This is a genomic window from Ruegeria sp. CF2, from assembly GCF_056537385.1.
Map to the genome: position 1 here is coordinate 1,251,696 of NZ_JBQFRL010000001.1, position 26,804 is coordinate 1,278,499.

At 60.6% G+C, this 26,804-nt stretch carries 31 protein-coding genes and 1 tRNA gene; all 32 read right to left on the bottom strand.

What is annotated here, in order from left to right; translation table 11 throughout:
* Positions 1–63: 63 nt before the first annotated feature.
* The 32 genes from ACR0IR_RS06160 to ACR0IR_RS06315 all read right to left on the bottom strand — a co-directional run bounded on the left by ACR0IR_RS06160 (position 64) and on the right by ACR0IR_RS06315 (position 26,798).
* Positions 64–1,032 (bottom strand): TAXI family TRAP transporter solute-binding subunit, encoded by a 969-nt coding sequence (locus ACR0IR_RS06160; protein ID WP_170338481.1) that lies wholly within the window; start codon positions 1,030–1,032, stop codon positions 64–66.
* Positions 1,033–1,742: 710 nt separating this feature from the next.
* Positions 1,743–2,129, bottom strand: a complete 387-nt coding sequence (locus tag ACR0IR_RS06165; protein ID WP_480778995.1) for a hypothetical protein — start codon at positions 2,127–2,129, stop codon at positions 1,743–1,745.
* The gene (locus ACR0IR_RS06170) at positions 2,129–2,416 is read right to left on the bottom strand and encodes a hypothetical protein (RefSeq protein ID WP_480778996.1); all 288 of its coding nucleotides are present in this window, start codon (positions 2,414–2,416) and stop codon (positions 2,129–2,131) included. The genes ACR0IR_RS06165 and ACR0IR_RS06170 overlap by 1 nt, the downstream gene beginning before the upstream one ends.
* Positions 2,417–2,449: 33 nt before the next feature.
* Positions 2,450–2,704, bottom strand: coding sequence for a hypothetical protein (locus ACR0IR_RS06175; protein WP_480778997.1), 255 nt, complete (start codon positions 2,702–2,704; stop codon positions 2,450–2,452).
* Positions 2,705–2,716: 12 nt separating this feature from the next.
* A tRNA-Leu gene (locus ACR0IR_RS06180) sits at positions 2,717–2,800 on the bottom strand.
* Positions 2,801–2,835: 35 nt separating this feature from the next.
* Positions 2,836–3,192 (bottom strand): hypothetical protein, encoded by a 357-nt coding sequence (locus tag ACR0IR_RS06185; RefSeq protein ID WP_480778998.1) that lies wholly within the window; start codon positions 3,190–3,192, stop codon positions 2,836–2,838.
* On the bottom strand, positions 3,189–4,217 hold the full coding sequence (locus ACR0IR_RS06190; RefSeq protein WP_480778999.1) for a tyrosine-type recombinase/integrase: 1,029 nt from the start codon (positions 4,215–4,217) through the stop codon (positions 3,189–3,191). Before ACR0IR_RS06190 ends, ACR0IR_RS06185 begins: the two co-directional genes overlap by 4 nt.
* A 92-nt stretch (positions 4,218–4,309) precedes the next feature.
* Entirely contained in the window at positions 4,310–4,735 is a 426-nt protein-coding gene (locus tag ACR0IR_RS06195; RefSeq protein ID WP_480779000.1) for a hypothetical protein, read from the bottom strand.
* Positions 4,736–4,778: 43 nt separating this feature from the next.
* Complete coding sequence (locus ACR0IR_RS06200; RefSeq protein ID WP_480779001.1) at positions 4,779–5,135, bottom strand: MarR family winged helix-turn-helix transcriptional regulator; 357 nt, start codon at positions 5,133–5,135, stop codon at positions 4,779–4,781.
* Between the two features lie 405 nt (positions 5,136–5,540).
* Positions 5,541–5,702 carry a hypothetical protein gene (locus tag ACR0IR_RS06205; RefSeq protein WP_480779002.1) on the bottom strand — a complete coding sequence of 54 codons (162 nt, stop codon included), beginning with the start codon at positions 5,700–5,702 and terminating at the stop codon, positions 5,541–5,543.
* Entirely contained in the window at positions 5,699–6,091 is a 393-nt protein-coding gene (locus ACR0IR_RS06210) for a hypothetical protein (RefSeq protein ID WP_480779003.1), read from the bottom strand. The genes ACR0IR_RS06205 and ACR0IR_RS06210 overlap by 4 nt, the downstream gene beginning before the upstream one ends.
* The gene (locus ACR0IR_RS06215; RefSeq protein ID WP_480779004.1) at positions 6,088–6,312 is read right to left on the bottom strand and encodes a hypothetical protein; all 225 of its coding nucleotides are present in this window, start codon (positions 6,310–6,312) and stop codon (positions 6,088–6,090) included. The genes ACR0IR_RS06210 and ACR0IR_RS06215 overlap by 4 nt, the downstream gene beginning before the upstream one ends.
* Positions 6,309–6,752, bottom strand: a complete 444-nt coding sequence (locus ACR0IR_RS06220; protein ID WP_480779005.1) for a hypothetical protein — start codon at positions 6,750–6,752, stop codon at positions 6,309–6,311. The genes ACR0IR_RS06215 and ACR0IR_RS06220 overlap by 4 nt, the downstream gene beginning before the upstream one ends.
* A gap of 105 nt (positions 6,753–6,857) precedes the next feature.
* Entirely contained in the window at positions 6,858–7,001 is a 144-nt protein-coding gene (locus ACR0IR_RS06225; RefSeq protein ID WP_480779006.1) for a hypothetical protein, read from the bottom strand.
* Positions 7,002–7,065: 64 nt separating this feature from the next.
* Positions 7,066–7,536 (bottom strand): hypothetical protein, encoded by a 471-nt coding sequence (locus tag ACR0IR_RS06230; RefSeq protein WP_480779007.1) that lies wholly within the window; start codon positions 7,534–7,536, stop codon positions 7,066–7,068.
* Positions 7,536–7,667, bottom strand: a complete 132-nt coding sequence (locus ACR0IR_RS06235) for a hypothetical protein (RefSeq protein WP_480779008.1) — start codon at positions 7,665–7,667, stop codon at positions 7,536–7,538. Before ACR0IR_RS06235 ends, ACR0IR_RS06230 begins: the two co-directional genes overlap by 1 nt.
* A 75-nt stretch (positions 7,668–7,742) precedes the next feature.
* Complete coding sequence (locus ACR0IR_RS06240) at positions 7,743–8,432, bottom strand: GP88 family protein (RefSeq protein ID WP_480779009.1); 690 nt, start codon at positions 8,430–8,432, stop codon at positions 7,743–7,745.
* A 1,599-nt stretch (positions 8,433–10,031) separates the two neighbouring features.
* Positions 10,032–10,295, bottom strand: a complete 264-nt coding sequence (locus ACR0IR_RS06245) for a glutaredoxin family protein (protein ID WP_480779010.1) — start codon at positions 10,293–10,295, stop codon at positions 10,032–10,034.
* 124 nt (positions 10,296–10,419) lie between these two features.
* Complete coding sequence (gene terL / locus ACR0IR_RS06250) at positions 10,420–12,153, bottom strand: phage terminase large subunit (protein ID WP_480779011.1); 1,734 nt, start codon at positions 12,151–12,153, stop codon at positions 10,420–10,422.
* Between the two features lie 444 nt (positions 12,154–12,597).
* Positions 12,598–12,879: a hypothetical protein gene (locus ACR0IR_RS06255; protein ID WP_480779012.1), complete on the bottom strand. Its 282-nt coding sequence runs from the start codon at positions 12,877–12,879 to the stop codon at positions 12,598–12,600.
* Positions 12,876–13,148 carry a hypothetical protein gene (locus tag ACR0IR_RS06260; RefSeq protein WP_480779013.1) on the bottom strand — a complete coding sequence of 91 codons (273 nt, stop codon included), beginning with the start codon at positions 13,146–13,148 and terminating at the stop codon, positions 12,876–12,878. Before ACR0IR_RS06260 ends, ACR0IR_RS06255 begins: the two co-directional genes overlap by 4 nt.
* Complete coding sequence (locus ACR0IR_RS06265) at positions 13,148–13,333, bottom strand: hypothetical protein (protein ID WP_480779014.1); 186 nt, start codon at positions 13,331–13,333, stop codon at positions 13,148–13,150. The genes ACR0IR_RS06260 and ACR0IR_RS06265 overlap by 1 nt, the downstream gene beginning before the upstream one ends.
* A complete protein-coding gene (locus ACR0IR_RS06270) occupies positions 13,330–14,073 on the bottom strand; it encodes a fatty acid desaturase (RefSeq protein WP_480779015.1) in 744 nt (247 codons plus the stop codon). The genes ACR0IR_RS06265 and ACR0IR_RS06270 overlap by 4 nt, the downstream gene beginning before the upstream one ends.
* Positions 14,073–14,483, bottom strand: a complete 411-nt coding sequence (locus tag ACR0IR_RS06275; protein ID WP_480779016.1) for a hypothetical protein — start codon at positions 14,481–14,483, stop codon at positions 14,073–14,075. Before ACR0IR_RS06275 ends, ACR0IR_RS06270 begins: the two co-directional genes overlap by 1 nt.
* Entirely contained in the window at positions 14,480–15,103 is a 624-nt protein-coding gene (locus ACR0IR_RS06280; RefSeq protein WP_480779017.1) for a hypothetical protein, read from the bottom strand. The genes ACR0IR_RS06275 and ACR0IR_RS06280 overlap by 4 nt, the downstream gene beginning before the upstream one ends.
* Positions 15,104–15,106: 3 nt before the next feature.
* A complete protein-coding gene (locus ACR0IR_RS06285; protein ID WP_480779018.1) occupies positions 15,107–16,648 on the bottom strand; it encodes a phage tail fiber domain-containing protein in 1,542 nt (513 codons plus the stop codon).
* Between the two features lie 69 nt (positions 16,649–16,717).
* Positions 16,718–20,560 (bottom strand): hypothetical protein, encoded by a 3,843-nt coding sequence (locus tag ACR0IR_RS06290; RefSeq protein WP_480779019.1) that lies wholly within the window; start codon positions 20,558–20,560, stop codon positions 16,718–16,720.
* A 49-nt stretch (positions 20,561–20,609) separates the two neighbouring features.
* Complete coding sequence (locus ACR0IR_RS06295) at positions 20,610–22,775, bottom strand: hypothetical protein (RefSeq protein ID WP_480779020.1); 2,166 nt, start codon at positions 22,773–22,775, stop codon at positions 20,610–20,612.
* A 12-nt stretch (positions 22,776–22,787) separates the two neighbouring features.
* Positions 22,788–23,381, bottom strand: a complete 594-nt coding sequence (locus tag ACR0IR_RS06300; RefSeq protein ID WP_480779021.1) for a virion core protein, T7 gp14 family — start codon at positions 23,379–23,381, stop codon at positions 22,788–22,790.
* On the bottom strand, positions 23,378–23,851 hold the full coding sequence (locus ACR0IR_RS06305) for a hypothetical protein (protein ID WP_480779022.1): 474 nt from the start codon (positions 23,849–23,851) through the stop codon (positions 23,378–23,380). Before ACR0IR_RS06305 ends, ACR0IR_RS06300 begins: the two co-directional genes overlap by 4 nt.
* Complete coding sequence (locus ACR0IR_RS06310) at positions 23,851–26,214, bottom strand: phage nozzle protein (RefSeq protein WP_480779023.1); 2,364 nt, start codon at positions 26,212–26,214, stop codon at positions 23,851–23,853. The genes ACR0IR_RS06305 and ACR0IR_RS06310 overlap by 1 nt, the downstream gene beginning before the upstream one ends.
* An 8-nt stretch (positions 26,215–26,222) precedes the next feature.
* Positions 26,223–26,798: a hypothetical protein gene (locus ACR0IR_RS06315; RefSeq protein ID WP_480779024.1), complete on the bottom strand. Its 576-nt coding sequence runs from the start codon at positions 26,796–26,798 to the stop codon at positions 26,223–26,225.
* Between the last annotated feature and the right edge of the window lie 6 nt (positions 26,799–26,804).

Here is a 26,804-nt window from a genome sequence, read left to right on the forward strand (position 1 = left end):
ACCGGCCTCTCACCGGTGAAAACGAGGCGCGAACAGCGCCTCGTTTCTGGACTTGAAGGTGGATTACTGGATCCAGCCTTTTTCTTTGTAGTACTTCTCGGCGCCCGGATGCAGCGGAGCCGACAGACCGTCCTTGATCATTTCCTCAGGCTTGAGGTTGGCGAAGGCCGGGTGCAGCTTTTTGAAGTCGTCGAAGTTCTCGAAGACCGAGCTGACAACCGCGTACACCGCATCGTCAGACACGTTTGCCGAAGTCACGAAGGTCGCACCCACACCGAAGGTCTGGGTGTCAGCGTCCGAACCGCGATACATGCCGCCGGGGATGGTGGCCGTACGGTAGAACGAGTTGTCGGCAACCAGCTTGTCAACGGCTTCGCCGCTGACGTTCACCAGAACCGAGTCGCACGCAGTGGTGGCTTCCTGGATCGAACCGGACGGGTGGCCGACGGTGTAGACCATCGCATCGATTTGGTTGTCACACAGCGCGGCCGACTGTTCGGCGGCCTTCAGCTCGGTTGCCAGTTCGAAGTCATCCGTGGTCCAGCCCAGGGCTTCCATCAGAACTTCCATGGTGCCGCGCTGACCCGAACCGGGGTTGCCGATGTTGACGCGCTTGCCCTTCAGGTCTTCGAAGTTCTTGATGCCGGAATCGGCACGGGCCACCACCGTAAACGGCTCGGGGTGGACAGAGAATACGGCGCGCAGCTCTTCGAACGGGCCGTTTTCCTCGAATTTCGAGGTGCCGTTGTAAGCATGGTACTGCCAGTCGGACTGGGCCACACCGAATTCCAGCTCGCCTTCGCGAATGGTGTTGATGTTGTAGACCGATCCACCCGTCGATTCGACCGAGCAACGCACGCCATGTTCTTTGCGGCCCTTGTTCACCAGACGGCAGATCGCGCCACCGGTGGGATAGTACACGCCGGTCACACCGCCGGTGCCGATGGTGATGAATTCTTCGGCATAAGCCGCCGGAGCCATGAGGGCAGCGGTCACGACCGCGCCGAGGCTGAGCTTGCTTTTCTTGATCATTTAGGAACTCCCAAGATTCTTATTGTGGACGGAAGACAGGCCAAAGGCCCCTTGTCCGGGGGACGAGCCATTATGACAATCCGCATGAGCAGGCAACGGATGAGCTCAAATTTTCCCGAATTCTCCCAACGGTCACGATGGTTTGTTGCCCGTACCGCTGTTGTCAAGCGTTAAGCGCCCGACCCCGGCGCCGGGACGCACATATGACGTAGAACCCGGAAATTTCCCCATTGCCACATCCGACACGGCAGTGATGGACTTTAGTGCGGATAGAAAGGTGCCTATCCACTCGGTCGAGATCGACTATGCTTTCGTTGAAGCAAGACTTCCACTCAATCGAAACAACTGAACCCGCCCGGCAGTGGTCGATTTAGGGATACATAACTCAGTTGGACACCATTCACCGAAATACTGGTCCGTTTTTTTTGCACCGCACTCCTAGACAGAGGTGCGCTCACAATGAAATTTATTCATTTGCAATCAATGTGGTGCCCAAGGAGAGACTCGAACTCTCACGCCCGTGAAGGCGGGGGATTTTGAAACCCCCGGCCCCTTGTTAACCCTTTGATTTTCCACACTTTTGCATGTCACCATGTCACCACTTACGTCACCATTTATGTCACCAGTGACGCAGTGACTTGTGCAAGGGGACACCTTGTCCTGTCGCGCGACGGGTTCGCCACCGTTCCGCATGAACTCCCAATAGTTCATCAGCACCTCCCTTGGAAGGCATCGCCGAGGGTATCGAGCATGCGGTTCACGCGGTCGTAGGCGGGGTCGCCGTGGTGGATGCCTTGGTCGTAGAAGTCGCGCATCACGTTGACCAGTTCGTCGTAGATCGGGCCGTAGACGTGCCGCATGATCAGCCCCTTGGTGTCCATGTGGATGCGGTCGCGCTGCTCGGGAGGCATGCTCGGCTCGATGGCAGTCTGGGCACCGATGCGGACCTCAGTGCGCCACACGTCGCGGTCCCTCAGGACGAGGCGTTCAAGGGAACCGTTCTGGTCGGAGTAAAGACCCAGCCGTGCGGGTGAACGCTCGGGGAGACGGTAGCCGGTGCGCTCGGGCTTGATGTTGTCGGCGAGTGGAAGGCGCATCAGAAGTCTCCTTCGGGTTGCTTCGTGGTGGACAGGTGCTCGATCTTCTCCTTGTAGATTTCCGCGCGCTGGTTCGCGTCGAACGCTTCCTTCCGCAGTTTGGAAACGGATCGAAGTGTGTCCTGATGGGAGGCGTAGACGGCGCGGCGTTCGCGGTCCATCATCCTGAGGGTGTGGTCTGTGCGCTTTTTGTAGGCCGTCAATGCCTCCCGCATCAGCCGTAGGTGTTCGTCGGGCTTGAGCAGGCCGAACCGTTGGGCCAGCCAGTTGACAATCATCTGTTTCATTATGTCTCCGTAAGTGGATGTATCAGGGCATGCTTAAAGGCAGGTGGTTTCGGGGCCGGTGTAGTCTTTCCCGGCAGGCAGGCAGACGCGCTCGTGCTGGACACAGTGTGCCTGTTGCTGGGGCATGAGCATGGTGGTCTTGCCGTTGTAGATTGGAACGACGGTGGTGTAGTATTCGTGCCTGACGCAGACCTCACCCCAGCGAGGCGGGCGTTCATCTGGCCGGGTTGCAAACCAAACGACAACGGCGGCTGCCGCGCAAACGGTGCCGATAACGATCTTGTTCATGATGTTCCTTGATGGTGCCCTTCCCCGGACTCGAACCGGGACGCCGTGAGGCAAAGCATTTTGAATGCTTCGTGTCTACCATTCCACCAGAAGGGCACTTGGCGCTGGTGTATGGTCTGTTCGTGAGATGGTCAACCCCGCTTGAGGCTGCTCTCATACATGTCTTCGTCGATCTTCATCAGCGCGACGTAGGCCACGTTCAGCATCTGCTCTGGGGTCAGCCCTTCGAGCAGCGCCTGAGGGGAGCGCGGCGGGTGCTTGCTGCCTCCGCTTCCGCGCAGCGGCGTTTCAGGTTTCTCTTCCTGCTCGGGCTGCGCCCTCGCCGTGCCTGCCACCTCGTCGATGAAGGCTTGCAGCGGGCCAAGCATCTCAGCCCACTGTTCCTGCGTTGCCTTGTTGCTCTTCGCCGACTTCATCATCGGCCCTTCGAGCAGTTCGCACATCTTGTTGATGCGCCCGTAGTTGGTCTCGTTGAAGAACCCGCTCATGCAGCCTTCCTTTCGTTGAGAGCTTTCAGCGCAATGTCCAAGCTGTTCGGAGCGAGGTGCGCATACTTCATGGTGGTCTCGATCACCTTGTGACCCATCCAGTTCTGGACGATGACCAGAGGGACGCCTTCCTGCACCATGCGGGAGCAGGTGGTGTGGCGCAGGGTGTGGAACACTGCCTCGTCGTCGAAAGGCAGCCCCCGGTGGTGCTTCCAGCGGCGCATGAAGCGGCTGATGTTCTCGCTGGTGATGCGGTCCACGAAGATGCGCTCGTGAGCCATGAGGCCATCGACCAACCGCTTGCAGACGGCCAGCGCCTCGTCCGTCATGGGGACCGATCGGTTCTCGTCCGACTTGGTCTCGCTCACCACGATGATGCCGCGCTTGAAGTCAATGTCCCGCGCAGTCAGGCTCAGCAGTTCGCCCTGCCGCATGCCGGTCTCGACCGCGAGGATGATCAGGTTGCGCAGCGGCGCGTCCCCCTCGGCGAAGTCGATCAGGCTGTCCACCTCTTCGTCGGTGAAGTAGCGCAGCCGCCCGGTGTATTCCTTCTTCTTGGGCAGCTTGAACTTCTGGACCCAGCCCCGGTTCTGCCCGATGGTGAGCATCTTTCCCAGCGCCGCCAGCTTGCGGTTGATGGTGCCGCCAGCGTTGCCCTTCACGGCCAGCCTGTCGCAGACCTTCGTGATGTCGTCAGGGCAGAGCTTCGAGAGCGGGTAGTCATACCCGAGTTCGTCGGGCCAGACGCTGCCGTTGCGGACACTCGAAGCCTCAGCCTTGGTGCCCCGCCACTCGTCGCGGATGGTCACGTCCAGAAGGTCGCCCAAGGTTGGCCCTGCGGTCACCGTTGAGGTGCTGCCCTCGGGTGCCAGATCGGAGGGGTCGCCCCCGGCCAGCAGGTGCGCCTTGAACTTGGCCTCAATGGCCTGAGCTTCTTGGAGTGAGTCGGCAGAGACCCGAGGGGCGCGGACGCCCTTCACGGTCACGTCCACCTGATACTTGTTTCCCTTGTTGCGGATTGCCATTGGTGTTCCCTCTCAGTTTGCGGAAGTCCCCCCGCGACCAGTCATCGCAGGGGTCGTCCATGTGGATATGCTCTACAAGTGGAGGCATCAGGTCAGCCGAAATACTCGGCCAGCAGATGCGTCGGGTAGGCGTTGACGTAGCGGGCCTTGGGGAAGCGCCGCTTCATGTGTGCGCAGGCCTCGATCTGAATGACCGGCAGACCCCGGCCCCGCGCCAGACAGGCCATGCGCTTGCCGTCAGTGATGGTGCCGTGCACCGGCTCGTCCATCAGTTCCAGCGCCTCGGGGTTGTGCTTGGCGAGGTAGCTCAGGACCGTGTCGAAGCCGACCACGTCGCAGGTGAAGTCAGCCTTTGCCCGACCCGCGATGGCGTCTTCCAGAGCTTCGATGCGGCGCATCACCTGAGAGCGGGAGGTTCCAAACCGCACCGGGCCGCGCACCGGGTGGTGCTTGATGCGTCCCTCGGTAGCGAAGTGGCGAATGGCACGCAGTTCGGCGATGATTTCTTGTGCATCCATGGGGTATTCCTTTCAGTGGAGCTTTAGGGGTAAATGAAGCCGGTCACCTGTAGGTTTCCAGCAGGGTCTTGACCAGTGCCTTGCCCTTCGTGGACAGGAAGAGCAGCTTGGCGCGGCGGTCTTCTGGGTTCTCGACCCACTCGATCAGGTTGTGACCGGGCTTGCCCAGCCGGTGCACCTTGGAGAGGGCCGCGAGGTTTCGTGAAGAGGTGGAGCTTGGCAAGTCCAGTGCCTGCCGCATGTCTACCTGCGTCATGCCTTCGTTCAGGGCGACCCATGCGAAGATGGCTGCCATGGACATGGGCATATCCTTTTCAACGTCGCGCAGTGCATTGATCAGATTGAAGATCGCGCGGAAGCTGCGGCGTTGGTCGTCGGTGTCGAAAGTAGAAGTCGGCATCTGGTCCTCCTAGAAGGGGCCAATAGCCCCCGTGATTACTGGTTCCAGCCCCAACGCTGAGGCTGTGGCGGTCGTCGCGGCTGCGCCAAGGGCTACCCCCAGCAGCTTCGTAACGAAATGCGCGGGGCGCTGCCAGTGGTTTGTGTGCACTAGCGAGAATTTTCCGAGAAAGACATGAGTGTCCCAGCGTCCCTCGGTCTCGATACCCCAGCTTTTCCATGACGCTTCTGGGGAGTATTCAACGATGGTCTCGCGACCACCTGCGTAAAGAGTGGTGATGATCATAGTTTAGGTGGTGCCTTTTTTGGGAGACTGCGGGGCGTCTTTGACGCGCCCCTGCTCCTTGGTTCCATGGTGGTCCTTAGGTCAGTTCTGTTGCCCTACTTACTGACCCTGCCCGAAGTATCAAGCGGAAACCTGCCGAGGTGACGTGACGACACCTGCTGAGTTCTGCATGCGTCGGAGCAACCGCTTGTCCTTGCGCATCCGGTGAACGAGCCAAGGCCCCATCAGCCCTTCCCGTTCGTGCTCGATGAAGATGCGCTTGTCGATCTGCGCTCGGGTCATGTGCTTTCCCCCTGCGCCATGCGGTCGATCTTGTTCATCAGGTCGGCCCATTCGTTCTTCCACGACATGTCGGAGACCACGTCTTCGAGGTTGCCGTGAATGAGCGTGAAGGTGCCCGCTCGTTCATACTTGCTGTCCTTGACAGGCTGACCCTCGCGCCACTGCGTGTTGGCGTAAACGTCGTAGAGCGTGATGCCCGTCTGGGCGGTCTCGCGCTGCACCTTGGCCCGGTCGTTCGTCAGGGGACACATGACCTCGCCGCCCTCGCCCTCGCGCACCTTGATCAGGCACCCGTGAGACAAGATCGCGGTGATCAGTTTGTTGCAGACGCGGGCCTCGTCGCGGTCCATCCATTCGGGCCAGTGGCCGCTCAGTTTCAGTTTGGTCATGCTTCATACTCCTCAAACCATTCGCGCACCTGCGCTGCTTGTGCTCGGTCCAGCATCACCTCGACGCCGTTCCCGTTCTCGACCATCAGTTCGTGATTGGCGAACGACAGGCTGTTACCGCCCTCGCCATCGTCTTCCCAGCAGACCGAATAGTGCCCGCTCTCGCTGACCCTCAGTTCCAGCCCGTAGGCCACGTCAATGCACTCTTCCTGCTTGGTCATACTTGTGCCTCCTCGAAGGGTTTCATAGTGGCCGAGAAGCCTACGATGGTGGGCTTCCCGTCGGTGGTGCGGACATAGACCTGAGCGTTGCCCCGAAGCTCGCCGCGCTCGGGGCCTTGCCCGAAGTTCTCAATAAGGCTGATGTAGAAGTCCAAGACCGCGCAGCCCCGCTCGTCGAGTTCGATGCCTCGGTCCTTGAACCAGCCCCAAGAGGTGCGATCATAGAGGTCGGTGTCGTCCCAGCCCCATTCAGGGTCCATCGCATCGCCTTCCTTGGAGACGATGCACAGGTTCTCGTTCGTGTCAGCCTCCGGGTCGTCGATGTTGTATCGGCAACCCAGATCAATCACGATCTGACGTGGTCGCAGCCCCTCGACCTTGGCGCAGTAGGCGCGGATGGCCCGGAGTTGGGCAGCGGTTGGTTTCCAGATGGCTGGCATGGGTTTATTCCCTCATTTCCTGTTGTTGGGTGGCCCGATGTAGCAGAGCACCGCCAGCCACCCGGTGACGATGATAATCAAGGGAATGCCGGTATCCCAGCCCAATTAGGCAGCCTCTTTCATGAGCACCGCGAACACGCCCCGGTCGTCTTCCAGATCGTGCAGTTCGGCGATGGCGTAGCCGTAAATCTCGGCCCAAATCTCGGCCTGTTTGGTGTTGCGGAAGGTGCGTTCTTGAATGGTAGCCATGGGTTCCTCCAATGGTTGGCTTGTGGTCACAGTGAGACAGCCCCGCAGGGCTGCCCTTCGGTGATCACTGAGGGATGGTGCGTGCGTAGACCTCGCGCGGCCCCGCTAGGTGGACCATGTCGGCCCGGTGTATGGGTTCGCCGTCACGGGTCTCGAAGGTGTCCAGCTTGTGCGGGTTGTAGACCACGGGCACGCCGGTATTGATCGTGTGGTCAGCACGCAGCCGGTGCGGACGATAGACCCCAGACGTAGGGTGCGAGTGTCGCGGGCTGATGTTCCAAGGAAGCATGCCGTCAACGCCCGCTTGTGTCCGCTCGAAGTCGAACACCGCGAAGCACTCACCGCGCACAAAGGCGTGGATATTCTTGTGCCCGGTCTCGCGCACCTTGCGCTGCCCCGCCTTGCCCACATGGAAGCTCACATGGTCCAGCGTGACCTCTTTCGCATGCCCGATCACGCGCCCCTTGCTCGGCCCTTCCTCGGCGCGGATGGAGAACAGCTTGCGGTGCAGGTTGAAGTAGACAGAGACCCGCATCACGCACCCCGCTCGGCAAAGACCCAAGCCATGCCCACGGCCACGATCACGGCAGCCAGCAGGCCCCATGAGTGCATCTGCAGGAAGTCCCCAAAGGTGAAGACCAGCGGTTCAACGGTCACAGTTTTCATCGGTTTTCCTCTCGTTTGATGAAGGTTGCACATTGAGAGGCACCCGCAGGTGCCCCCTTATGTGGAGCCTTTCCGTTAGTGGAGGCAGTAGGACACAGTTTTGACGGACTTGTCCCAGCATGCGCGGCAGTCGCCACAGTTCCCGCCTTGCTGCGGTGCAGGGCAGATGTGACCCTCGGGCGTCTCGCCCTTGCGGTGCACCGTGGACGTGTTGTCATGGCCCGCAATCGGCTTGTCCCCGACCATGGTGGAAGAGACCCGCAGCGTGAGGTTCGCGGGCACCTTGCCGCCTTCCTTGCGGTATGCCTTCACAATGCCCGCCTCACGGGTCGGCAGCCAATGGTTGATGTGCGGCGTCTGGGCAGCGACTTCACAGATCGCGGCCAGCATCTCGACACTGTCCAAGTCGCCACTGTCGAACCAGCGGTGATAGGGCACACCTGTCTTGTTGGCGATGCGCTCAATCTGGAACTTGCAGGCGGCAACCCAGCGGTCAGGGTTTGAGGCAATCAGCCCGGTGGCCTTGAGGTAGTTTGCGGTCCAGCCTTGGTTGACGCTGGGACGCAGCTTTTGGAGCTTGCGGGCATAGCAGCGGCTGCAGACAGACCCTTTGACCTCGGCCAGCTTGGAACCGACCTTGCAGGCGAATGCGTCACTTGCGAACGTCGAACCGGGCATTTTGGAGTTGCCCTCAGAGACCTTGCCCGCCTCAGCGACGGCAGCCTTGACGGTCCATTTTTCGGGGGTGTTGAAGTCGAGTGCCATGGTGCAGTTTTCCCTCTTGTGGAGCTTTGTGGATACACTGAGACAGCCCAACTCGGGGCTGCCTGAGAGTATCGCCGACCGTCCCCACAGGGCGGCCAGCTTTGCTCTGGCGTGTTGTATACCGCCACGGACTTACGGGAGCCGCTTTGGTGGCCTATGGTGGCCTGCCGGTGTCTTGCCGTTCGCCGCTCGGGCCGGGCCGGTTCGCCCTGTTCCCGGTTTAGGTCCGGGTCTGACCTGCCGCCTATGGGTGTGGCGGCCCCTCAAAAAGAGCCGGTGGCGCGTCCTTTGTCGGGGTCCACACTTCGCCGTGTCGCGTCCCTAGAGGCTTGCGCCGCCTCAGATTGTGTTGCCGGGAATGCTGCAGTCGGAACCGCGTCACCCCGTAGCCCTAGGCTTAGGCATCTCGGTGGCCCTTTATGGTGCTTCGCCACTATGCACCGGGTGCTATCGTCTCCTAACCCGCCGGATATTTACGCCTTGCGGCATGCTCAGTTTCCGGTTTCTGGCCCGTCTCGGTTCGGCCCGTAGCGCCCTGCGCCGTGTCTGCCGTCCCGTTCGGTGCATTCTGTAGATCATGGATTGATTATGCCCACAAGTGGATTTTTTACGTTTTAGCAAAAAAAGTTTGATTATCGTTGTTTTTCAATGGCTTGCGAGAGCGTTTTTTTCGGATTGATCCGCGAAAACACGGGAAAAGCGCCATTTGCGGGCATATTCTGCCCCCATGGTGCCCCTGCCCCTGCCCCTGCCGGTTTCCCCCATGGTGCCCCTGCCGGTGTCCCTGAAGGTTTCCCCTTGCCGGGAATAGGCACCCGCGAGCTATATACGCGCGAAATTGGCCCCTGCCCCTGCCGGTGTCCCCTGCCGGTGTCCCCTGCCGGTGCCCCCGCCGGTGTCCGTTATGGTGGACGTGAAGGGCATGATAGCGGATTGCGAACGAATTGACTGGCACCCCTTCGAACATTGACGCGCGTAAAGTTTCTGCCGGTGTCCCTGCCGGTGCCCCCATGGTGCCCGATATGGTGCCCCAAAGGCCTGCCGGTGGATTGTGTATCCCCTGCACCCCCAAGAAAATAAGGGGTTTCCGCGTGTTGGTGACGCGAACCGGTGACGTGAAGGGCCGCGCGAAGGCCGCGAGAGAGGGGCACGGGGGGTCGGCGCGGGCATATCTCTCTATCTCTGGGTGTCACATTTTTGCGGTGAAAATAAAATGGGTTTTCACTTGACACACTATGGGCTTGACAGGGTTGACCGAGGGGCCGCAGGCCCGAGGGAGACCCTGAGGTGGGGAGACCCATGGAGAGATGCTCATTCCGAACATGAAGCCCTAAGGGTCTCACCTCTATCATGGGGGTCTTTGAAGGAGGAGATGACGAAGTGCATGCACGTTCAGATCACTCCCTCATGCACTAGATGCTCATTCTGAACATCAACCCTTAACATACACCTTAACATACTCTCTAAGGGGTATCTTTCCCTCTAGTATGAGGGTGAATTATAGGTGTCTGTAATGGTTAGTCTTTTTGTGTGTCCCTGAGGGGTGTGTGAGGGTGTCTCCTTCTCCTTCGATAGAAGGGGAGACATCCCCCTGAAAGGTCACCCTAAGAGGCCCCCTGCCTGCAGCCCCAGACGGGCCACTTTACGGAAGTCGCTGTAGCCGCCCAGAGAGCGCCCTGTGTGGGCCTCGAAGGCTTGAGGTAGGGTAGCGTAGCCCTCGTCCCTGAGGCGCTCCCTGAGGGCGCTCTGGCGCTCCACGGGGCGATATTCATAGGGCACCCCGAGTAGGTCGAGCAGGGCTTTGAGTTGGTCGCATGCAGGGCAGCCTTCGGCATACCCGTAGATGAAGATTGAAGGGGTCATGGTGTTGCTTTCGAAAAAAAGCCCCACCGGCTCGCAGAGCGAGTCAGCAGGGCCAGGTGTTGGTGTTTCAGGTGTGTGGGGTGCCGAGAACCGTAGAGGCTCTCAGCGGGGCTTACAGCGCCTCTCAGAGGCTGGTGAACCCTTTGCGTTTCCGACGGCGTAGGCCACCCGATGTGATGCGCCGGTCGAGGCCACCACGGACCTCCTTGATGAAGTCCTTGTAGACCTTGTCGCGGAGCTTCTGCTGGTGCTTCTCGAAGGCGTCCTCGGAGTTCTGGGCCATCTGCTCGACCCAATACGACACAGCCATTGAGAGCGCGTCTAGGCGGTCGTCATGCTTCAGGCACCCTCTCTCCCGCGTGAGACGGGTAAGCTGCCAGAACAGGCTGTAGGACGCCTCTGCGGCGGTCTCGAAGTCGCGGTTGATCAACGTCTGACAGACGACCAATCGGTGCTGTGCGAGGACAGGCTCTAGGGTGTCGGCCATCCGCATCTCTTTCTGCTTCGAGTGGTTCACTTCCTCGATCTGGACGAGATACTGGTTGCGCTTGCAGGCAGCCATCAGGAGCTTGGCGAACATGCCGCCGCCGAAGTTGCCCTCGACCAGTAGGACATTCACCTTCTGATCTTTGGCCACCTGAACGATCTTGTCCAAGGTCTCGTCATCGTAGCCTCCCACCAGCCCGCCAGCGGCGGTGACGAACTGCATACCGTTGAGGTGCTTGACCACGGCATAGGCGGTTTCGTCCTGACCGCGCCCCGAGGGGTCGATAGCCATTACGGAGCCGGTATAGGGCAAGAAGTCCTTGCCGATGAACATCGGGCCATAGAACTTGTCGCCGGGGAGACCAGAGACGTGGACGCCTTCGATCAGATGCTCTGCCCCAGAGGACCAAGCAAGCTGCGCCGGGGCCATGTGAGGGTCCAGCGGCATGGTGATCATGTCGGCCAGCTTCAACGGGAACCTCAGGCTGTCGTTCAGGCTGGTGTTCAACATGAACTGCAGGGCGAAACCTGCTGGGCCGTATGATCTTTCCCGCTCGTCGAGGTCTTGGTTGGTGAAGCGGTCGGGGTCGGTCGATGTGCCCACCGGCCAGCCCTTCTCGATCAGATCGTAGATGAACGGGGCAAGCTGTCCGTTGTAGACCGTGGGGTCTTCGGGGACACGCGCAGGCCAGATGCGGATGTTGTAGCCGCGCTCAGGCAGCTTGATATACATCGTCATGGCCGACTGAGGGGTGCCGAGGTAGGTGATCACGCCACCCGGTTTAAGAACAGCGTCGAACTCTTTGACAGCCTCAGACAATCTCTCACGAGCACCTTCGGTCGCTGAGTTGTTCAAGCTCTCGATGTCGTCCGCGAGGATTTCATCGGCGCGTGAGCCGGTGATCTGGCCGGTGATGCCAACGGACTTGAGCGAGGGGTCTTTCGAAGGACGCGCTGGTCCCACGTCGAAGAACACGTTGGAGTTCCGCTGATCGTCGCGGGGGATGAGGTGTTCCAGCAGGGGCATCTCATGGATGAGCCGCTTGACGAAGCGCGAGAAGTCGTCAGCCGTCGTCTTGGTCGCGGAGACAACCATGATCTTCCATTCGGGGTTGCAGTAGAACCGCCAGCAGACGAAGGCCGCGTAGACCCACGTCTTCCCGACGCCTCGGAACGCCTGCACCATCTTCCGGCGCGGGCCGTGCTGCATGTAGCGGGCGATGTCCAACTGGACAGGGGTGGGTTTCGGAAGGCCCAGATGCTTCCAGACGACGTGAAGGAAAAGACGGAAGTCCTTCTTAAGAGGGTCTTTTCTCTCTTCCTGACGGCGCACCTGTCGGGACCGCCCGTCATGGTGACTTTCGGGTATCATTTGGATTTCCTTTTGAGTGAAACACAAAAGCCCCCTTGAATAAGGGAGCTTGTGAGTTACACCGCATGTGGATACAGTCAGGTATTCAACAGTGGAGATGAGTGAATGGCACGAGGAAGAGCGCCTTATACAAAGCCGACAATCCTGCGGCAGTTGTGTAGGGAAGTTGGGGATAACCAGCGGGTGGCCGACAAGGTGGGCGTGGGATATTCCACCCTGAGCAAATACCTCTCGACGGACGCATGCCCCGTCCCTGTAGAGAAATCCGCAGAGCTTGCGATGCTGCAGCGTAGAGGGGGCGTTGAGACCCGCCTGCCCGCTCTGAGGCACGAGATCATCTTCGTTAAGTGCCCACCGGAACACCTTGATATGATTATGAACCTTTGCAAAACGGTAGGCTGCAAGGTGACCCGGTGGAAGGACGAGTAGGCCCGAAGGCCTAGCTCAGTTGATAGGATACTCCTCTCCATCGTCGTAGGTGGGGAGGTCTTTCAGGGCATCCTCAAGGGGATCGAAACGCGCAGCGCCGGGGTCGGCGGTCACGTCATTGTCCTTGAGGAATTTGATGGCTGCCGCGATGTAGCTGGCCGGGGCCGGTTCGCGGGCAATCTCTTCGCCCGTCTCTTTCGAATAGACAGGGATGCCGTTCTGGATGATGTCGGCCAAGCTCTTCGCGGTGAGCGCGTGAAGCTGGTCCATCAGGTCCATGGTTGCTTTCTTGCTCATGACAACAGTCCTAGCTTGGTTGCGATGACGGTGATGGCAGTGGGGACGAGAACCCCGAGAGCGCCTGTGAAGACGCCCACGCGGATTTTGAAGGCTTCCAGCTTACTGAGCCGCATCTCTTGGTCAGAGAGCTTCCCAGCAATGGATGCTTCAACTTCGTCGAGACGCCGGTTTGTGGACCGACGCTCTTCAACGAGGTATTTCAAGTCGCCCCTGATCTCACCGAGCATCAGGTAAATCTCGTGCGAGTTGGGGCTTTCAGGGGGCATTAGAAGGCTCCGAACTCAGGCCGATCTTTCAGGCCGGTTTTGTATTCCAGTTCAGCCACACGTCCTTCCAGATCGCGGGCGGTTGCGTTGAAGCGCCGACGCAGGGTGCCCACGCTCAGGAGCGCGACCAGTGCGGTGAAGGCGACGACGAACGCGGCGACGATTGCAACTTCGATGAAGGTCATTTCATGGTTCCTTGTTTGGAGACGAGCGCGATGATTGCGCCCGAGATGTCGAGTTCCCACCACTGGTGCTTGAAGCTGGCCCGAGCGGGCTTGGCGTGGTGGTTGTTGTGCCAGCTTTCGCCCCACGTCGGGATGGCGAACCACCAGCAGTTTCGGCTGTCCTCGCCGGTCTCGTAGGTCTGATAGCCATAGGCATGAGAGACCCAATTCGACGCGACAGACATGACAGCGGTGATGGCTTGAGGGATAAGGCCAAAGAAGGCGACAGCCATGTCCCCGCCGATGATATGCAGCAGGCAGTAGTAGGTGATGATCACAAAGAAGCCCTTGCGATGCAGCCACCTCAGGTAGCGGTCGCGGAGCATCGAGCGGACCATCCGGTAGTCCACCACATCGTCGTAGTCTGGCATGAAGTTACGCCAGCCCAGATGCGGCCCGTGAGGGTCGCTCTCAGTGTCGCTGTAGGCATGGTGCGCCTTGTGCACTGCCACCCACCCTATCGCGCTCCCTGTGCCTGCCAGATGGCCGAACAGGATGAAGAGCTTCTCCATCCATGGCCACCGGAACTCGAAGCTGCGATGTGCGAGGTAGCGGTGGAACGTCACGGTCACCCCGAGGCAGCCGAAGACGAAATACATGGCGATGGCGCAGGCCCACCAAAGCAGGCCCGCGTCGTGGTAGACGATCCCGACGGAGATACCCACCAGCATGATCGTCAGGATGTGAATGGAACGAAGCATTACAACTCCAAGGTTGCCACGACCCAGCCGTTGCGGGTGCCCTCAAGGGTCCACTCAGGGAACCGCTGACTGATGAAGTCTTCGGAACCGGGGCGGTAAACCATTTCGAACTTCCATACGGGCAGATGCGCCGCATAGAGTTCAGGGTCAGCCGAGAAGGCCGTGACGTGGTGGTGAATGGGGTTCGACGAGGTCTCGTGAGAGTTCCCCGGCGCGGTGTAGAGGTGCAGTTCAGCCTTGTCCCCAACGACCACAGCGAACAGCGCGGAGACCGCTTCCCCGGCTTCGTGGACAATCCGCAAAGGGATGACCATTGAGGGGATGCCGCCACGGAGGTTGAGGGGGATAGGCAGGTTCATGAGGCCCACCTCAGGGAGAGGCAGGCCTTCGGAGATGTCGTAAAGGGTCATGGGTTGTTGTCCGTTACTCTGACCGTGATCGCGTTGGCCGTGACCGCTGGCGTGAAGTTCTTCTGCTTGCGGAGGTTGCCGGGGAGGAACCGCACATACTGGTTGCGGACTTGGGAGCCATAGTCTGGGCCACAGTTCGCGCGGTCGGCGTTCGTCCACGTCCGGTCGATCTTCGTTGCGCCTTGGTAAAGCTCAACAGTCACGCCTTCCTTGAGCGTCAGCTTGGTGAACAGGCTGTTGTCCACGGAGTTGCCGTCGCTCTTTGGCATGTAGAGATACAGGTTGGTCTCGTAGAGGTTGCCCTCGTTGCCGTTGTTGTAGCCTTCGATCATGCCCCAATAGAGGCCCGTCCCTCCGACTGTGCGGGTGAGGATCATCCAAGGAGGAGGTGTTGCACCTGCATCGACGAACTTCACGCCGCCGAACGAAGCATCTGCGCCCTTACCAGAGTATGGCTCCAGCGGTATGGTGTATTCGTAGACGATGGCGTTCTTCCACGTCGATTTCCACTCACCGCCCTGCTTGACGAAGATTTCCTTCGGCTTCTTCCAGAGGCCCCCGTGCTTGACGAAGGGAGAGGCGTCCTTCCAGACGCCCCCGTGTTTCACTTTAAGGGTCATGTGTTACTCCACTTGGAACCAGACATCGCCGTCCGAGCCGCCCGAGGGAGCCGCAGTGGACACCGTGCGGACACCGTAACGGCCATCTGCAGTTGCCCTGCGCAGCACCGAGTTGGGATGCGGGAGGTCGCCCGTCACGTCGAACTGGAAGGACTGCGCGTAGCTGCCGTCAGCGTTGTGCGTGTTGATGAACGCCTTGTGGTCGCTGTCGCTGAGCAGGAAGTCAGCACCAGTGTTGCCATCGGCGTCCTGCAGGGTCACCTGAGCGTATCCCGCAGAGGCAGACACAACGGGCACCTGAGCGTCCGACTTCTGGAAATAGCGGTCGTCACAGTCCTGCCGCTTCATGAAGTGGTTGTTTCCGTCCGCTGGCCCCACAGGGAAGACCCCCACCGGGGAGTTATCCACGCGGAACTGCAGGTTGGGGCTGGCGTCGAAGACACCCAAGCTGACCCGTCCCGTGCTTCCACGTTCAAAGATCAGGCCCAAGGTCGATGCTGCGGTGATGGTGACCGCGCTGGTGAAGGTGTTGGCACCGTTGAAGGTGTTGCCTCCGGCGATTGTGTTGCCACCCGAGAGCGAGACGTAGCGCCCATCGGCGTCGGGCTGCGTGAGGATGGTGTCCAACTCTGCCTGCAGACCAGCGATCTCTGCGATGGCGTGGCCGTGAACAGCAGCCGCGTAGTCAGCCGGGTCGAACCCCGCAGCGTTGGCCGCGTCGATGGCCGATTGTGCAGCCGCCTGCGCCGACAGGTCAGCGTCATCAGCATGTCCTGCAGCGAAACCAGCCTGCCGGGTTGCCTCAGCAACAGCCGCAGCACCGTCCGTCCGCAGATCGCCGATCTCGTCACGCAGCGTTTGGGTCTCGTCACGCGCAGCCTCAGCACCCGTTTGGGCAGCCTGAGCGGCAACCTTGTGGGTGTTCGCCGTGTTGGCGTGATCGAGGGCAGTATCACGGGCAGCCTCAGATGCAGCCTGAGCCGCCTGAGCGTTGTCCTTGTGGGCCTTCGCGGTGTTCTTGTGGGCGTTCGCCGAATCCCGCGCAGCCTCAGATGCAGCCTGAGCGGTCTGTGCCGCGTTCTGCGCAGCGGTGGACAGCTGGACGAAGCCGTTGCCTTGCGCCTCGATCCAGCCTTTGTTGGCCACGTCCTCGGCAGCGGTTGGGTCACCGACTTGGGTGATGCGCCGACCACCAGCGGAGAATGCGCCGGTCTCGTCGATCAGGAGCGAACCGGATGCAGCCGCCAGAGCTTCGGCAGCGATGTGGGTGGCCTGCAGGGCCGAGAGGTTCAGGTCTTTCGCCACCAGAACGGACCCGTCAACGAACTCGACGATGCGGTCGGTTGCGGTTTGGCGTGTGATGGTGATGACGGCACCAGCCGCCGGGGCCTCGTCGAGGGTGACCTGATAGGTGCCCGAGAGGGTGCGAGGGACTTCGACACCGTCAACCAGAACCTTTACAAATTCCTTGCTGATGTAGTCGAACTCGAATGTGTAGATGGTCGTCGAGCCATCCGACACATAAGTCTTGATCGTTTCTGCCATGATGGCCTCCTAAGAAGAAAACCCCCAAGCCGAAGCTCAGGGGTTCTCGTTTGGGTCTAGTATGAGGGTTTACTGTGAGTGCTTCGGAAGACCGCTTGTGATCGCCGCGATGCCGTTGCGAACGCCGAACATGTTGTGGAACATGAACACCTTTGCGATAGCGTTGGCATCCTTCTGGGAGAAGTCGTAGTCGCCCGAGAAGGCAGCCTGAGACATCCCGCCAGTTGCACGGAAGGTGCCGTCGATCAGGTCACCCGTGGGGTTCCCCAACATTGCACCTACAGGGCCACCCCCGCCGCGCAGTCCAGAGGACCGGAAGTCGAAGATGGGATCGAGACCAAAGGCCTCTCGCCCTGTGTCGTAGGCGATGGGAAGCACCGACGAGAACGCAGCCCGCTGGAAGCCAGCCTCAGCCAGCGCCGTGGGGTTCAGCCGCTTCTCAAGGAACTCGTCCCGGTCGGAACGGCCAATCGAGTTGATGTGCTGCTGACCTGCATAGAACAGGCTGCCGAAGAGCATCGACGTGCTGAATGCAGCGAAGGTTTCCCAATCCCGGTTGTGGATACCGGCGAGGGTCTGCTTCACATACGCAGCCATCATGAACGAGCGGAACTGGCCGATGGTCTTGCCAAGCTCGTAGCTCATGAAGTCGGGCATGTTCCCGATGTCGTTCTCCTGAATGGACCTCTTGGCCCAGCGGTCCACACCGTTGATGAAAGCGTTCTTGGCGTCCAAGTCGTCCCACTTCTCGATGTTGATGCGCTTCACCTTCTTGCCCAGCATGCCGGTGCTTTGATCGACGTGCTTGCGGAGTTGCTCTTGGATACGCGGGTGCATCTCTTCCGAGACGCCCATGACACGCAGCCGGTTGGTGTTGATGTCACGGGTGCCCACTGCATCGTCCATGAAGCGTTGCACCAGAACACGGGCGTTCAGGCGCTGTAGGACCATGTTGACGTGCCCCATGCCGGAGCCGACCACGGTGACCCGCTTGCTTCGCTGCAGGAAGTGGTCCGTCTTCTGGAACTTGGTGGCCTCTTCGACCGAGCCAGCTTCATCGAACATCGCCGACATGTTCATCCGTTCCAGATCGGTGCCGAAGCCCCAGATCGCCTCGATCTCGTTGAGAAGATCGTCGGAGAACTTGCCTGTCTTTGCGTTGGCGAAGATGCGCCGCAGCGATGGGATGTTCTGCATCAGGACACGCAGGCCCCCGTTGCCGAGGATGTTGCCCACCTCAGCCAACTGAGCGACACCCAACTGGCCCCCGATACGGGAGAAGTTGTAGTCCCGCAGCATGCGCTGTGCCGTGCGGAAGCTCGATGCCTGTTCAATCGGGATGCCGTGAATGAGCTTGTAGCTGTTTTCCAGCACCCGCATCTCAGCGTTCAGCTTCTTGGCAGGGATGCCCTTCTGGCTGGCCTCGTCGGCGATGTAGCCCTTGACCGTCGCGAAGGACGGAGCGTGCACCGGCAGGTTCCCCTCAGCGTCCCTTACGCGGAACTCTTTCAGGAAGTCCTCCATGTGCCCCGCTGCGGTGACCGAACGGACATACTGCCCGAACAGTTGCTCAGCGTCGTTCTCAAGGAAATCCTCGATCCCGATCTCTCGCGGCTGTGCGCCGTTGAGCGGATACAGCTTGGTCTTGTGGGTTTCGTCGAGGTCCAGACGCCACTTCGCCGAAGCGATGCGACCCTCTTCCCCGCTGTCCCGCGTGAAGCGGACCTTGTCGGAGATGCGAGTGATCTCGTCAGCGGCCAGACCAGCGTCGTCCAGCATCATCTTGAGGGTCTCCATGTCCTGCCCTGCCAGCGCCCGGTTGAGGTCGAACTGGCCGTAGCGGCGGGAGCGGATGCTCTTGATGTAGCTCTTGGCGATCTTGAGGCTGTCCTCGTAGTCGATCTCGTCAACCGCCATGGCCCTGCCGGGGTTGGCATTGCGCCACTTCCGGTTTGCCTTGCGGATGCTCTCAGCAACCATGCGGCGCATAGCACCTTCACCGAACTCTTCAACGAGGCTGTCGAGGCGGTCGATGCGGTGGCGGCGAACCATGTAGTTGTAGTTCTCCTTCACCTCGTCGAAGCCACGGATGCCCATCTCTTGTCCGAATTTCAGAAGATCAGCGAACTCCTTCTTCATCTGCCCTGCCACCTTGGCGACGTGGGCGTTGTTGGGGGCGTCAAGCTCACGGCGAACAGCCATGGAAACCTGACGGTTGAACTCGTTGCGCTCGTTCACACCATGCTGCCAGAACAGGCGCTTGCCTTGGTCCTTGAGCCAATCCTTGTAGGCATTGTTGTAGGTGCGATAGAAGCGGCCCAGACGGACGCGCTCTTCACGGGCCACCTTCTCGGAGACCGAGTAGCGGTTGGTGGAGCGGTCGGCATTGCCCACGCCATCTTCGATCAGGCCACCACCAAGGCGGCGCATGATGTCGCTGTCCGAGGACTTGAGCACAGACGAGCGGTCGATGCGTGCGTTGGACATGGCAGCAGTGGGGGCACCAACACTGTCAGCAGCCACCTGTTCGGCAGCCGTAAGCTGGACTTCCTGTTCCACCCGAGCAGCGCCCATGGACCCGTTCGGGGTGCCACCGGCAAAGGCCCGCGCGATGTTGTCGCCCTCAGCTTCCTGCAGGGCAGCCGCCATGGCTTTGTCCTCAGGGGTTTTGCCACGGAGAGCGCCCACGGTGCCGCCCAGAACGAAGCCTGCAGCAGCCGAGATGGCCACATCTTCCCAGCCCATGGTCACGTCCTGAGACGCGAGGTAGCCGTCGATCCCGGCGTTGACCGCGCCAGCAGCCACACCGGCACGCAGAGCACGGCCCATGCGGCCCACCTTCGCGCCGTAGATCACGGGAGCCGCCACGCCCTCTGTCAGGGCCGACACGCCGATTGCCACGGGGTCGAGGATAGCAGCGCCCAGACGCAGACCTGTGCCGCCCCAGCCGAGGCCAGCAAGATCTTGGTCGATCTGTTGTTCGCTCAGCATTTCCTCACGAAGCGCCCGCAGGTGAGCCTCAGAGGTCGCCGACAGCAGGCCCTCTTGGTAGACCTCGCCGAGGCCGTCAGTGACTTCCTTCCAGAGGTCGTCGGTCAGGGTGAAGTCAGGGTCGGGGGTGAAGTCCTTGCGGCCAAGCTGTTCGGCCACGTTGGTTGCAATCCACTCTTCGTTGACGGCCATCTTCGTGGCATCCCACCATGACGGTGTCTCGGCCTCTACCTTTTCCTGAAAGCCCTCTTCCACGGCCTTCGTGCGAAAGGTGGAGATGGGGGTGTTCTGGACGGCATCGACAGCGCGTTGCTCGAAGGTTTCCATGGGGACCAAGTCTTCGAGTGTCGCCTTGTAGGCCGAGGGAGCGGGGCGCGGACCAGAGGCATGGGTGCCTTGGGTGCGTTCGAACTCATATGCGCCACCCGTGCGGGCAGCGTTCAGGGCCTCAAGCACATTGCCCGGTGAGACGGTCGCGCCATTCAGGCCATCGCCAGCATAGTAGCTGCGGCCAGCCTTGGAGCCAGAGACCATCGGCAGCCCTGCCCATTCCTTCGAGAGGTTGTTGCCGAACTGCGCGTCGGTGATCTTACCGGCAACCCAATCGTTGTAGCCACGGCGGGCCAGCAGGTGCATGCCCATGCGGTCTTGCAGGGCTTCGTCAAAGAGTTCGTCGCCGGTCAGGCCAAGCTCACTCACAAGGCCGTTGAGGGTCTTGCTGATGATCTGGTAGCCGCCGACAGCCGAGGATGCGGAGCCTGCGTTGACACTGGCCCGCTGCCACTCTTGGACTTCGCGGACGGTCATCTGGGTGACGGGTTTCGGGGGTGCGATCTTCGAACCGTTGTAGAAGTCAACGTAGCCTTTGGATGTCTCTGCGCCACGGATGAGGCTCAGAACAGCATTCGGTGAAGAAGTCATGGGGGTGTCCTAAATTGAAGGGGGGTGGGATGCCCCCTGAGGGGCACCCTTAGTTTCTGTTTCGCTTGGCGCGACGGTCGAGCCGTTCCTGCCGCCGTTGAGCGTTCTTCTCAGCGTCGAGGGCTTCCTGAGTTGCCTCGTCGATAGCCTGCTGTGCCGCCTCAAGTGCAGCCGCTGCGGCTTCCTCTTGGGCGTGCTGATAGGTGCGCTCGATCTCGGACGTGTGGACGATGTTGTCCGCGCCCATGATCTGGACCGGCATTGCCACGTTGCCCTTGTAGGCGATGACCCAATTATTGGAGCCATCGTGTGCGGGGATCATCGTCAGGTCGTCCACGTCCTCGCCATGCAACTCAGCGAACTCTTGAAGGACCACCACTGAGGCGTCCTCGAAGTTCTGCGGAAGGTGCACGTTGCGGGTGTTGACGGAGACGCCGTTGATCAGCGTGTGGCTGGCCTGATAGTCCTCGACAGCCTGCGTGACAGCCTGCTTCTTGGGCACGCCGTGCGAGATGTAGAACCGGGCCAGAGCCTCTGTCTGCCCGAGGGCTGCAGCGCCGTTGGCCATGTCGTCCCCGAACATGCCGGGTTCGATGCTCTTCGCCAGTGCGCGGAACTCTTCGTTGCCGAAGCCGTTGGCCTTCGCCTTGCCCGCTTCCGAGGGGGGCTTCGAGGCACGCATCAGCGCATCCTCAGGCTGGTATCCCATCTGCTCAAGCAGGTAGGCCGTGGACCACACGCTCTCCGCGTCGGCGTTGTTGATGTGCCGGGAGCGAAGCTGTGGGGTTTCTGCCAGCGCCTTGTATGTGGCGTAGCCTTTCAGGGCCACCTCAGGAACCTTCGTGGTCCCGTCAGCGTCCGTCGCAGCGGCCTCCGTCAGGGTCAGGTAACCGTCAGACAGGAGGTTCTCCCAAACGGGATACGTCACGTCCACGCCGTAGCTCGACAGGGTCTCAGCCATCACGGCAGGCGGCGTCTCGCGCTTGGCCAACTCGTTCATGCTGTCCACCACCGCGTCTTCGATCAGCGTCTCACGGGGGATGGTCTTCGTCTTGCCGTCAGCAGTCTGGTAGGTGAAGTCCTGAATGGCATACCCCTGCCCGCCCGTCACAGCTTTCAGAGCCGATACCTTGATGGCGTCGATCTGCTGGTCGTTCTGGGCCTTGATGGTTGCCTTCAAGCGGGCCGTCTCGTTTGCCGACACGAGCCGTTCGAACTCCCCGAGGCTGATCTGCTCTTGATCCCGAAGGGTCATGGCAGCGTCGATGTCGAGGTTCCCTGCAGCGGCCTGCTGTTGAAGACCCACGATGGTCGCGGTGTTCTCTTCACGCAGCGCAGCACCAGCCACGGACTTCGCCTGCTCCAAGAGCTTCATGCTCTCTTCGGCATACTTCGGGCGGTTCATGTAGGAGCCGATCACGGTGCCGTCAGGGCCGACCTGTTCAAGGTTCAGCAGTTGCTCAAGAGCTTCCACGTTCCCTTCTGCAGCGAGACGAGAGGCGACACCGAAGATGCCCGCATCCTGTTCCGCGTAGGTGGTCCCGAAGGCCTGCCGGTTCTCGCCCTTCATGGCCGCGATCACGGCGTTCAGGTCGCCGCCCTCAGCCACCGTCTGGGTGACCTTGTCGTAGGCGATGGTGCCGAAGTTCTCGTTGACCCGTTCCTTGGTCCAGTTGGATTTCCACTCAGCGTGGTTGTCGCGGAGTTGACCGAGGACGCCCTGCATCGAGTTGCGGTAGCCAGACATGATGAACTTCGAGCCGCCGAACTTGTCCAAGTCCTCCTGAGCGAACCCGGCAATGAACTCGTCGAGGTTGCCGTTGTGCTTGTCGAACTCGTTGTTGTAGGCGTCGATCAGTTCACGCTTCCGGCGGGCCGCGTAGACGGTGCCGAATTGCTTCTCGAAGGCTGCCTGATACCACGGGCTTTCAGTGTCCCGCATGGCACCCGACTTCACCAAATCCTGGGACTCTTCGTAGGTCATGCCTTGGATGGTGTCGTAGGCCCGCGCTTCTTCCTCCTGCTGGTAGTCCTCTTGGAACTCCTGAACGTAGCCTTGGAGGGTCGGAGCGATGGACAGAAGGGATTGCGCCAACGCCCCCGCACGCGACTGCTTGATCGAGTAGGTCGGCGCTGCATCCCGCGTCGGGCGGGCAACGGTGCGAATGGCCTCAGGCTGTCCGAGGTCTGTGTTCACTTGGGGGCGTTTCGCCATTGTGGGGTTCCTTTATTTCGAGCCGCGCCCGGTGCTGCCACGGACTTTCCATTGGTCCTTGTAGGCACCTACGATGCCGGTCCCTGCTTCGAGGAAGGCACCAGTGAGTGACGGGTGTTGGGGTTGCGGGCGGGTGTTGACCGTGTTGTCGAAACCACGCGCGATGCTCTGGCGTTCAGCCGCCATCTGCATGCCGGTGTTCTCAAGGTTCTGGTTCACGCTGTCGCGGATGCTGGCCTCTTGGCCGAAGATGTCACCGAGCAGAGCGTCAACGGAGAGACCCGAGACGCCGCCAGCCGATGCGGCCACCTTCGCCGATGCAGCCGTTTGAGCCGCGTTGACTTGGTTCGCCTGTATCTTCTGGGACGCAGCCGCAGCTTCCTGCTGCTCCATCTGGGTCATCTTGTCGTAGTCGGCGATCATGTATTGCCGAGCACGGTCGTTCGCTGCCTTGTTCTGGGCTTCCATAGCGTCAGCCATGCCAGCCTGTTGTTGGTAGCTGAGGGCGGTTTGACCCACAGCGAGGCCCGCCGAGATGGCAGAGCCGTATGTGCCGATGGCTGTGAAGGCAGTCTTCATCGCCATGGCAATCATTGGGAAGCTCATTTCATAATCCTTACAAACGTGAAGTAGGCCTGCCCGTTCTCCGCTTCCTCGCGGTTGATGAACGTGAAGCCGATCTTCTTGAGCCACTTGATCTGTGTGGTGTTGCGGGCGTCCTTGACGTTGGTGAGATACCAGTAGCCCTCGCCCACCTCTTGCAGTGCCCGTTCGGTAATCCTTGTGATCCACCGCCAGCGTGCATGTGCGCGGGTGCCCGGTAAGGCCCAGATCAGGCCAGCCTTGGGGTCTGCCATAGGGGTTACCCCGTAGATGGCCGCAGGGCCTTCGTCGGTGTCCCACGTCATGATGCGGGCCTCTATCGAGGTGAGGTCGAGTTCCAACTGCTCAGGGTCAGTCATGCCCCCATCGCGGAGTTCCCGAAGGTCTTCCTCAAGGAGGGTGCCCCAAACACGACCGAGGTCGCCTTGGGCATAGGGCCGGAGCTTGTTCCAGCCGTGCTTGGGTTCTTGCATTAGACTTTCCTTGCGCGGGTTGTGTAGGTGGCCTCCCATTCGGCAGCCGTGAAGCTGGCCGGGAGGTGGCTGTCGCAGACGATCTGCAGGTCGGCGTCGAGGTTCCGGCACATCACCGCCATGCGGAAACGCCCGGTCGCGAGGTTGAACGCACCAAGGGTGCCACTCTCGATCCCCAGCTTGCGGCCCGAGAAGACCTTCTCAGCGGCTGGCCGTCCCCTTGCCTGAGAGACCAGCTTGAAGTGGCCTGCACGGGAGTAGTCGAGGGACAGGTAGCGGAGTTGCAGACGGCCATCAGCGTTCGCGGACACACCACCAGCCGGTTCGGGCGACCTCATGTAGAAGGTCGAGAACTTGTAGCGGGCGGTGAACTTCTGCCCGATCAGCAGCTTCGCCGTTTGGAAGTCACCCCTGAGGCGCACCTCTGAGGGAGACGGACGGTCATACGGAACGGACAGCCCTTCGGCATAGTTCGCGTCCCCGCCACGGACCACCACATGGAGTTCCTCATTGGTATCGAAAGGCAGCCCGAAGGTGGTGTATTTGCCGTCAAAGCTGATGGCACACATGTCCTCGGTCACCCCTCGGTCGGCCCGAAAGGCCACCTGAGAGCCGCCATCGGTGAAGCCGCTTTCGAGGCTGACGATGTCGATGAACGTGTTGGAACCGCGAGTGACCACCATGTAGAGATCGCTCTCGATGAAGGCCACGCTCTGGATGGTGTCCTCTTCCGAGAACTCCCACTTCGACCATGCGGACTGCAGCTTCCCTTCGTTGTTGAAGAAGAAGCGGTAGACCCACATCGCGTTGCGTTGCTCACGGGCCAAGCAGACCATGGTGTCCTCAGACGAAGATGCGGCAAGCTGGAACAGCCCACGAGGCAGATACCGGGGCGCGTGAGAGGTCACGTCCAAGGCGTCGTTCTGCTCGTTGCCTTCCTGCACGAAGTATTCACGCAGGCCTGCATTGCCCCCTCGGGGGACCGGGAAGTAGACGAACTGGCCGACACCTACAGGGCGCACGGTCGTCAAGCTCTCGAAGGCCGTGGCCTGAGCCACAGAGACGTTCTGGGGCGTGAGAGTGCCGCCGCCTTCCATCACGAACTGCGATTGGTCGGAGAACAGCAACAGGGTCCGGTTGAAGGGCACCGCGAAGTTGATGATCGAGACACGCTCAGAGGTGAGCGCCACGTCAATCGGGTCGGTGTCCAGCAGGGTCGTCGCGGTCGAGCGGTAGAAGTCGAAGTATTCGCCGTCCTGAGACAGGATAACGTTCTCGTCGGCACCAAAGCCCAGCCGGTTCTGGTAGAAGAAGATGTCCCTGATCTGCCGTCCAGCAAACGAGGGGTGAGGCATCTTGTCCAAGTCACCCACCTTGCGGGGTGCCCACTCGGGGCGGCTGAACTCGAATACGCCATCGGCCCTGCGGACCAGCGTGTGCGGCATGGTGTCGGCATTCATCTTGAACGTCTCACCACCCTTGATGCTTTCCTTCCACACGCCAACGCCGTCAGCGCCTTCGGTGATGAACTTGACGAAGTAGTTGTCGAAGCTCGACGATTGGTCGCCCACGACTTCCACCTCGAAGCCTTCAACGCCTTCCTTCGGGAGGTCGCTGAAACGCTGCACTTGGGATTGGATGGCGTCGATGTTGATGCCCCCGGTGCCGTCCTCAGCGCGAACCGAGAACTCCACGGCAGGGTCATTGTTGGCGATCACCACCAAGTCGCCCGTTCGGGAGATTGTCCACGAGCCATCGTTCCATGCGTCGAGAGACTCCTTCACCTTCTGGGTGATGTAGCCGGTGTCGATCTGATCGGCGTGGGAAACGTCGGAGCCGTTCGGGGTCTTGTAGCTGCCCGCGAGAGCGCCGTTGATGTAGACTTGGTATTTCCGTCCGTAGTTGCCTGCCTTGATGAAGACCAGTGCTTCGTTGCGGCGGGCCGGGGTTGTCTCGGCGTCCACCTCTACGGTCTTGCTGGCGTTCAGGACGAAGGTGTAGTCGGCGACGGTCACTGCGCGGTAGTCGCTTGCGGTGCCACCACTCAGGTAGCCGAAGCCCTGCGGTGCGACCACGGTGCGCTCGATGCCTGTCTGGGCCTCATACACCTTCAGGGCACCGTCACGGATAACCATGATGTAACGCTCGTTCACGTCCCGGTTGATGGTGTGGATGAAGGCGTCCGACCAGTCGTTCGTATCGACCAGCGCGAGGTGACGCGAAGGGGGCCGCATGGTGAGGCCGTCGGCGACCGAGGACAGGAAGTTCACCTGTTCCTCAGCCTGCGATGCCAGCCGCAGCGTGGCGGGCTGTTGGGAGATACCGTTGATCAGGTTCGGTATCGAAGAAGTGATCAATGGCATGATGTCACCTATCGGGTGTTATGGATGTTGCGGACGGCTTGGCTGTTGAGCAGGTAGCTCTTGCGCTTCACACGCACGTTCGCTCTGCGGTGTGCCCACATGGCGCGGCGTTCGTCGTCCTCAGTCAGGGCGTTGATCAGGTCCGATGCCACGGCACGCTTCTGGAACCGGCGGGCGGCGCGGATGGCCACATACTGCCGGGTCACCTCAGGAAGCTCTTCGAAGCTGAGACCCCAGATGACCTGAGCGATCACCTCTTTGGTCCCCTTGAAGGAATACCCGAAGGTCTTCGTGTCGTAGATGCGGTTGCCGCGCACCGTGAGGGTCCGGTCTTGGGGGACCACGCTCAGGGCGTTCGGCGGGATTGCCACTTCGAAAGGCTCGAAGCCTTCCACCTGCAGCGGGTAATTCTCGTCGGTGTTGAAGGTGTATCCCTCAACGAGCACCTCACGGGTCACTTCGTCGAGTGACGCGATGGCGGTGATGGCGTCCACCACACCAACATCTTCGAGGGTGTTGATCGGTGCTTCGCCGACAGTGGCCAGCATTGAGTTGACCGCAGATAGTCTTGTGGTGGTTTCCATAGGGGG

Excerpts from the sequence above, each read along its gene's own strand:
- ACR0IR_RS06160 (WP_170338481.1), bottom strand. The coding sequence starts at position 1,032 with ATGATCAAGAAAAGCAAGCTCAGCCTCGGCGCGGTCGTGACCGCTGCC.
- ACR0IR_RS06165 (WP_480778995.1), bottom strand. The coding sequence starts at position 2,129 with ATGCGCCTTCCACTCGCCGACAACATCAAGCCCGAGCGCACCGGCTAC.
- ACR0IR_RS06170 (WP_480778996.1), bottom strand. The coding sequence starts at position 2,416 with ATGAAACAGATGATTGTCAACTGGCTGGCCCAACGGTTCGGCCTGCTC.
- ACR0IR_RS06175 (WP_480778997.1), bottom strand. The coding sequence starts at position 2,704 with ATGAACAAGATCGTTATCGGCACCGTTTGCGCGGCAGCCGCCGTTGTC.
- ACR0IR_RS06185 (WP_480778998.1), bottom strand. The coding sequence starts at position 3,192 with ATGAGCGGGTTCTTCAACGAGACCAACTACGGGCGCATCAACAAGATG.
- ACR0IR_RS06190 (WP_480778999.1), bottom strand. The coding sequence starts at position 4,217 with ATGGCAATCCGCAACAAGGGAAACAAGTATCAGGTGGACGTGACCGTG.
- ACR0IR_RS06195 (WP_480779000.1), bottom strand. The coding sequence starts at position 4,735 with ATGGATGCACAAGAAATCATCGCCGAACTGCGTGCCATTCGCCACTTC.
- ACR0IR_RS06200 (WP_480779001.1), bottom strand. The coding sequence starts at position 5,135 with ATGCCGACTTCTACTTTCGACACCGACGACCAACGCCGCAGCTTCCGC.
- ACR0IR_RS06205 (WP_480779002.1), bottom strand. The coding sequence starts at position 5,702 with ATGACCCGAGCGCAGATCGACAAGCGCATCTTCATCGAGCACGAACGG.
- ACR0IR_RS06210 (WP_480779003.1), bottom strand. The coding sequence starts at position 6,091 with ATGACCAAACTGAAACTGAGCGGCCACTGGCCCGAATGGATGGACCGC.
- ACR0IR_RS06215 (WP_480779004.1), bottom strand. The coding sequence starts at position 6,312 with ATGACCAAGCAGGAAGAGTGCATTGACGTGGCCTACGGGCTGGAACTG.
- ACR0IR_RS06220 (WP_480779005.1), bottom strand. The coding sequence starts at position 6,752 with ATGCCAGCCATCTGGAAACCAACCGCTGCCCAACTCCGGGCCATCCGC.
- ACR0IR_RS06225 (WP_480779006.1), bottom strand. The coding sequence starts at position 7,001 with ATGGCTACCATTCAAGAACGCACCTTCCGCAACACCAAACAGGCCGAG.
- ACR0IR_RS06230 (WP_480779007.1), bottom strand. The coding sequence starts at position 7,536 with ATGCGGGTCTCTGTCTACTTCAACCTGCACCGCAAGCTGTTCTCCATC.
- ACR0IR_RS06235 (WP_480779008.1), bottom strand. The coding sequence starts at position 7,667 with ATGAAAACTGTGACCGTTGAACCGCTGGTCTTCACCTTTGGGGACTTC.
- ACR0IR_RS06240 (WP_480779009.1), bottom strand. The coding sequence starts at position 8,432 with ATGGCACTCGACTTCAACACCCCCGAAAAATGGACCGTCAAGGCTGCC.
- ACR0IR_RS06245 (WP_480779010.1), bottom strand. The coding sequence starts at position 10,295 with ATGACCCCTTCAATCTTCATCTACGGGTATGCCGAAGGCTGCCCTGCA.
- terL (WP_480779011.1), bottom strand. The coding sequence starts at position 12,153 with ATGATACCCGAAAGTCACCATGACGGGCGGTCCCGACAGGTGCGCCGT.
- ACR0IR_RS06255 (WP_480779012.1), bottom strand. The coding sequence starts at position 12,879 with ATGAGCAAGAAAGCAACCATGGACCTGATGGACCAGCTTCACGCGCTC.
- ACR0IR_RS06260 (WP_480779013.1), bottom strand. The coding sequence starts at position 13,148 with ATGCCCCCTGAAAGCCCCAACTCGCACGAGATTTACCTGATGCTCGGT.
- ACR0IR_RS06265 (WP_480779014.1), bottom strand. The coding sequence starts at position 13,333 with ATGACCTTCATCGAAGTTGCAATCGTCGCCGCGTTCGTCGTCGCCTTC.
- ACR0IR_RS06270 (WP_480779015.1), bottom strand. The coding sequence starts at position 14,073 with ATGCTTCGTTCCATTCACATCCTGACGATCATGCTGGTGGGTATCTCC.
- ACR0IR_RS06275 (WP_480779016.1), bottom strand. The coding sequence starts at position 14,483 with ATGACCCTTTACGACATCTCCGAAGGCCTGCCTCTCCCTGAGGTGGGC.
- ACR0IR_RS06280 (WP_480779017.1), bottom strand. The coding sequence starts at position 15,103 with ATGACCCTTAAAGTGAAACACGGGGGCGTCTGGAAGGACGCCTCTCCC.
- ACR0IR_RS06285 (WP_480779018.1), bottom strand. The coding sequence starts at position 16,648 with ATGGCAGAAACGATCAAGACTTATGTGTCGGATGGCTCGACGACCATC.
- ACR0IR_RS06290 (WP_480779019.1), bottom strand. The coding sequence starts at position 20,560 with ATGACTTCTTCACCGAATGCTGTTCTGAGCCTCATCCGTGGCGCAGAG.
- ACR0IR_RS06295 (WP_480779020.1), bottom strand. The coding sequence starts at position 22,775 with ATGGCGAAACGCCCCCAAGTGAACACAGACCTCGGACAGCCTGAGGCC.
- ACR0IR_RS06300 (WP_480779021.1), bottom strand. The coding sequence starts at position 23,381 with ATGAGCTTCCCAATGATTGCCATGGCGATGAAGACTGCCTTCACAGCC.
- ACR0IR_RS06305 (WP_480779022.1), bottom strand. The coding sequence starts at position 23,851 with ATGCAAGAACCCAAGCACGGCTGGAACAAGCTCCGGCCCTATGCCCAA.
- ACR0IR_RS06310 (WP_480779023.1), bottom strand. The coding sequence starts at position 26,214 with ATGCCATTGATCACTTCTTCGATACCGAACCTGATCAACGGTATCTCC.
- ACR0IR_RS06315 (WP_480779024.1), bottom strand. The coding sequence starts at position 26,798 with ATGGAAACCACCACAAGACTATCTGCGGTCAACTCAATGCTGGCCACT.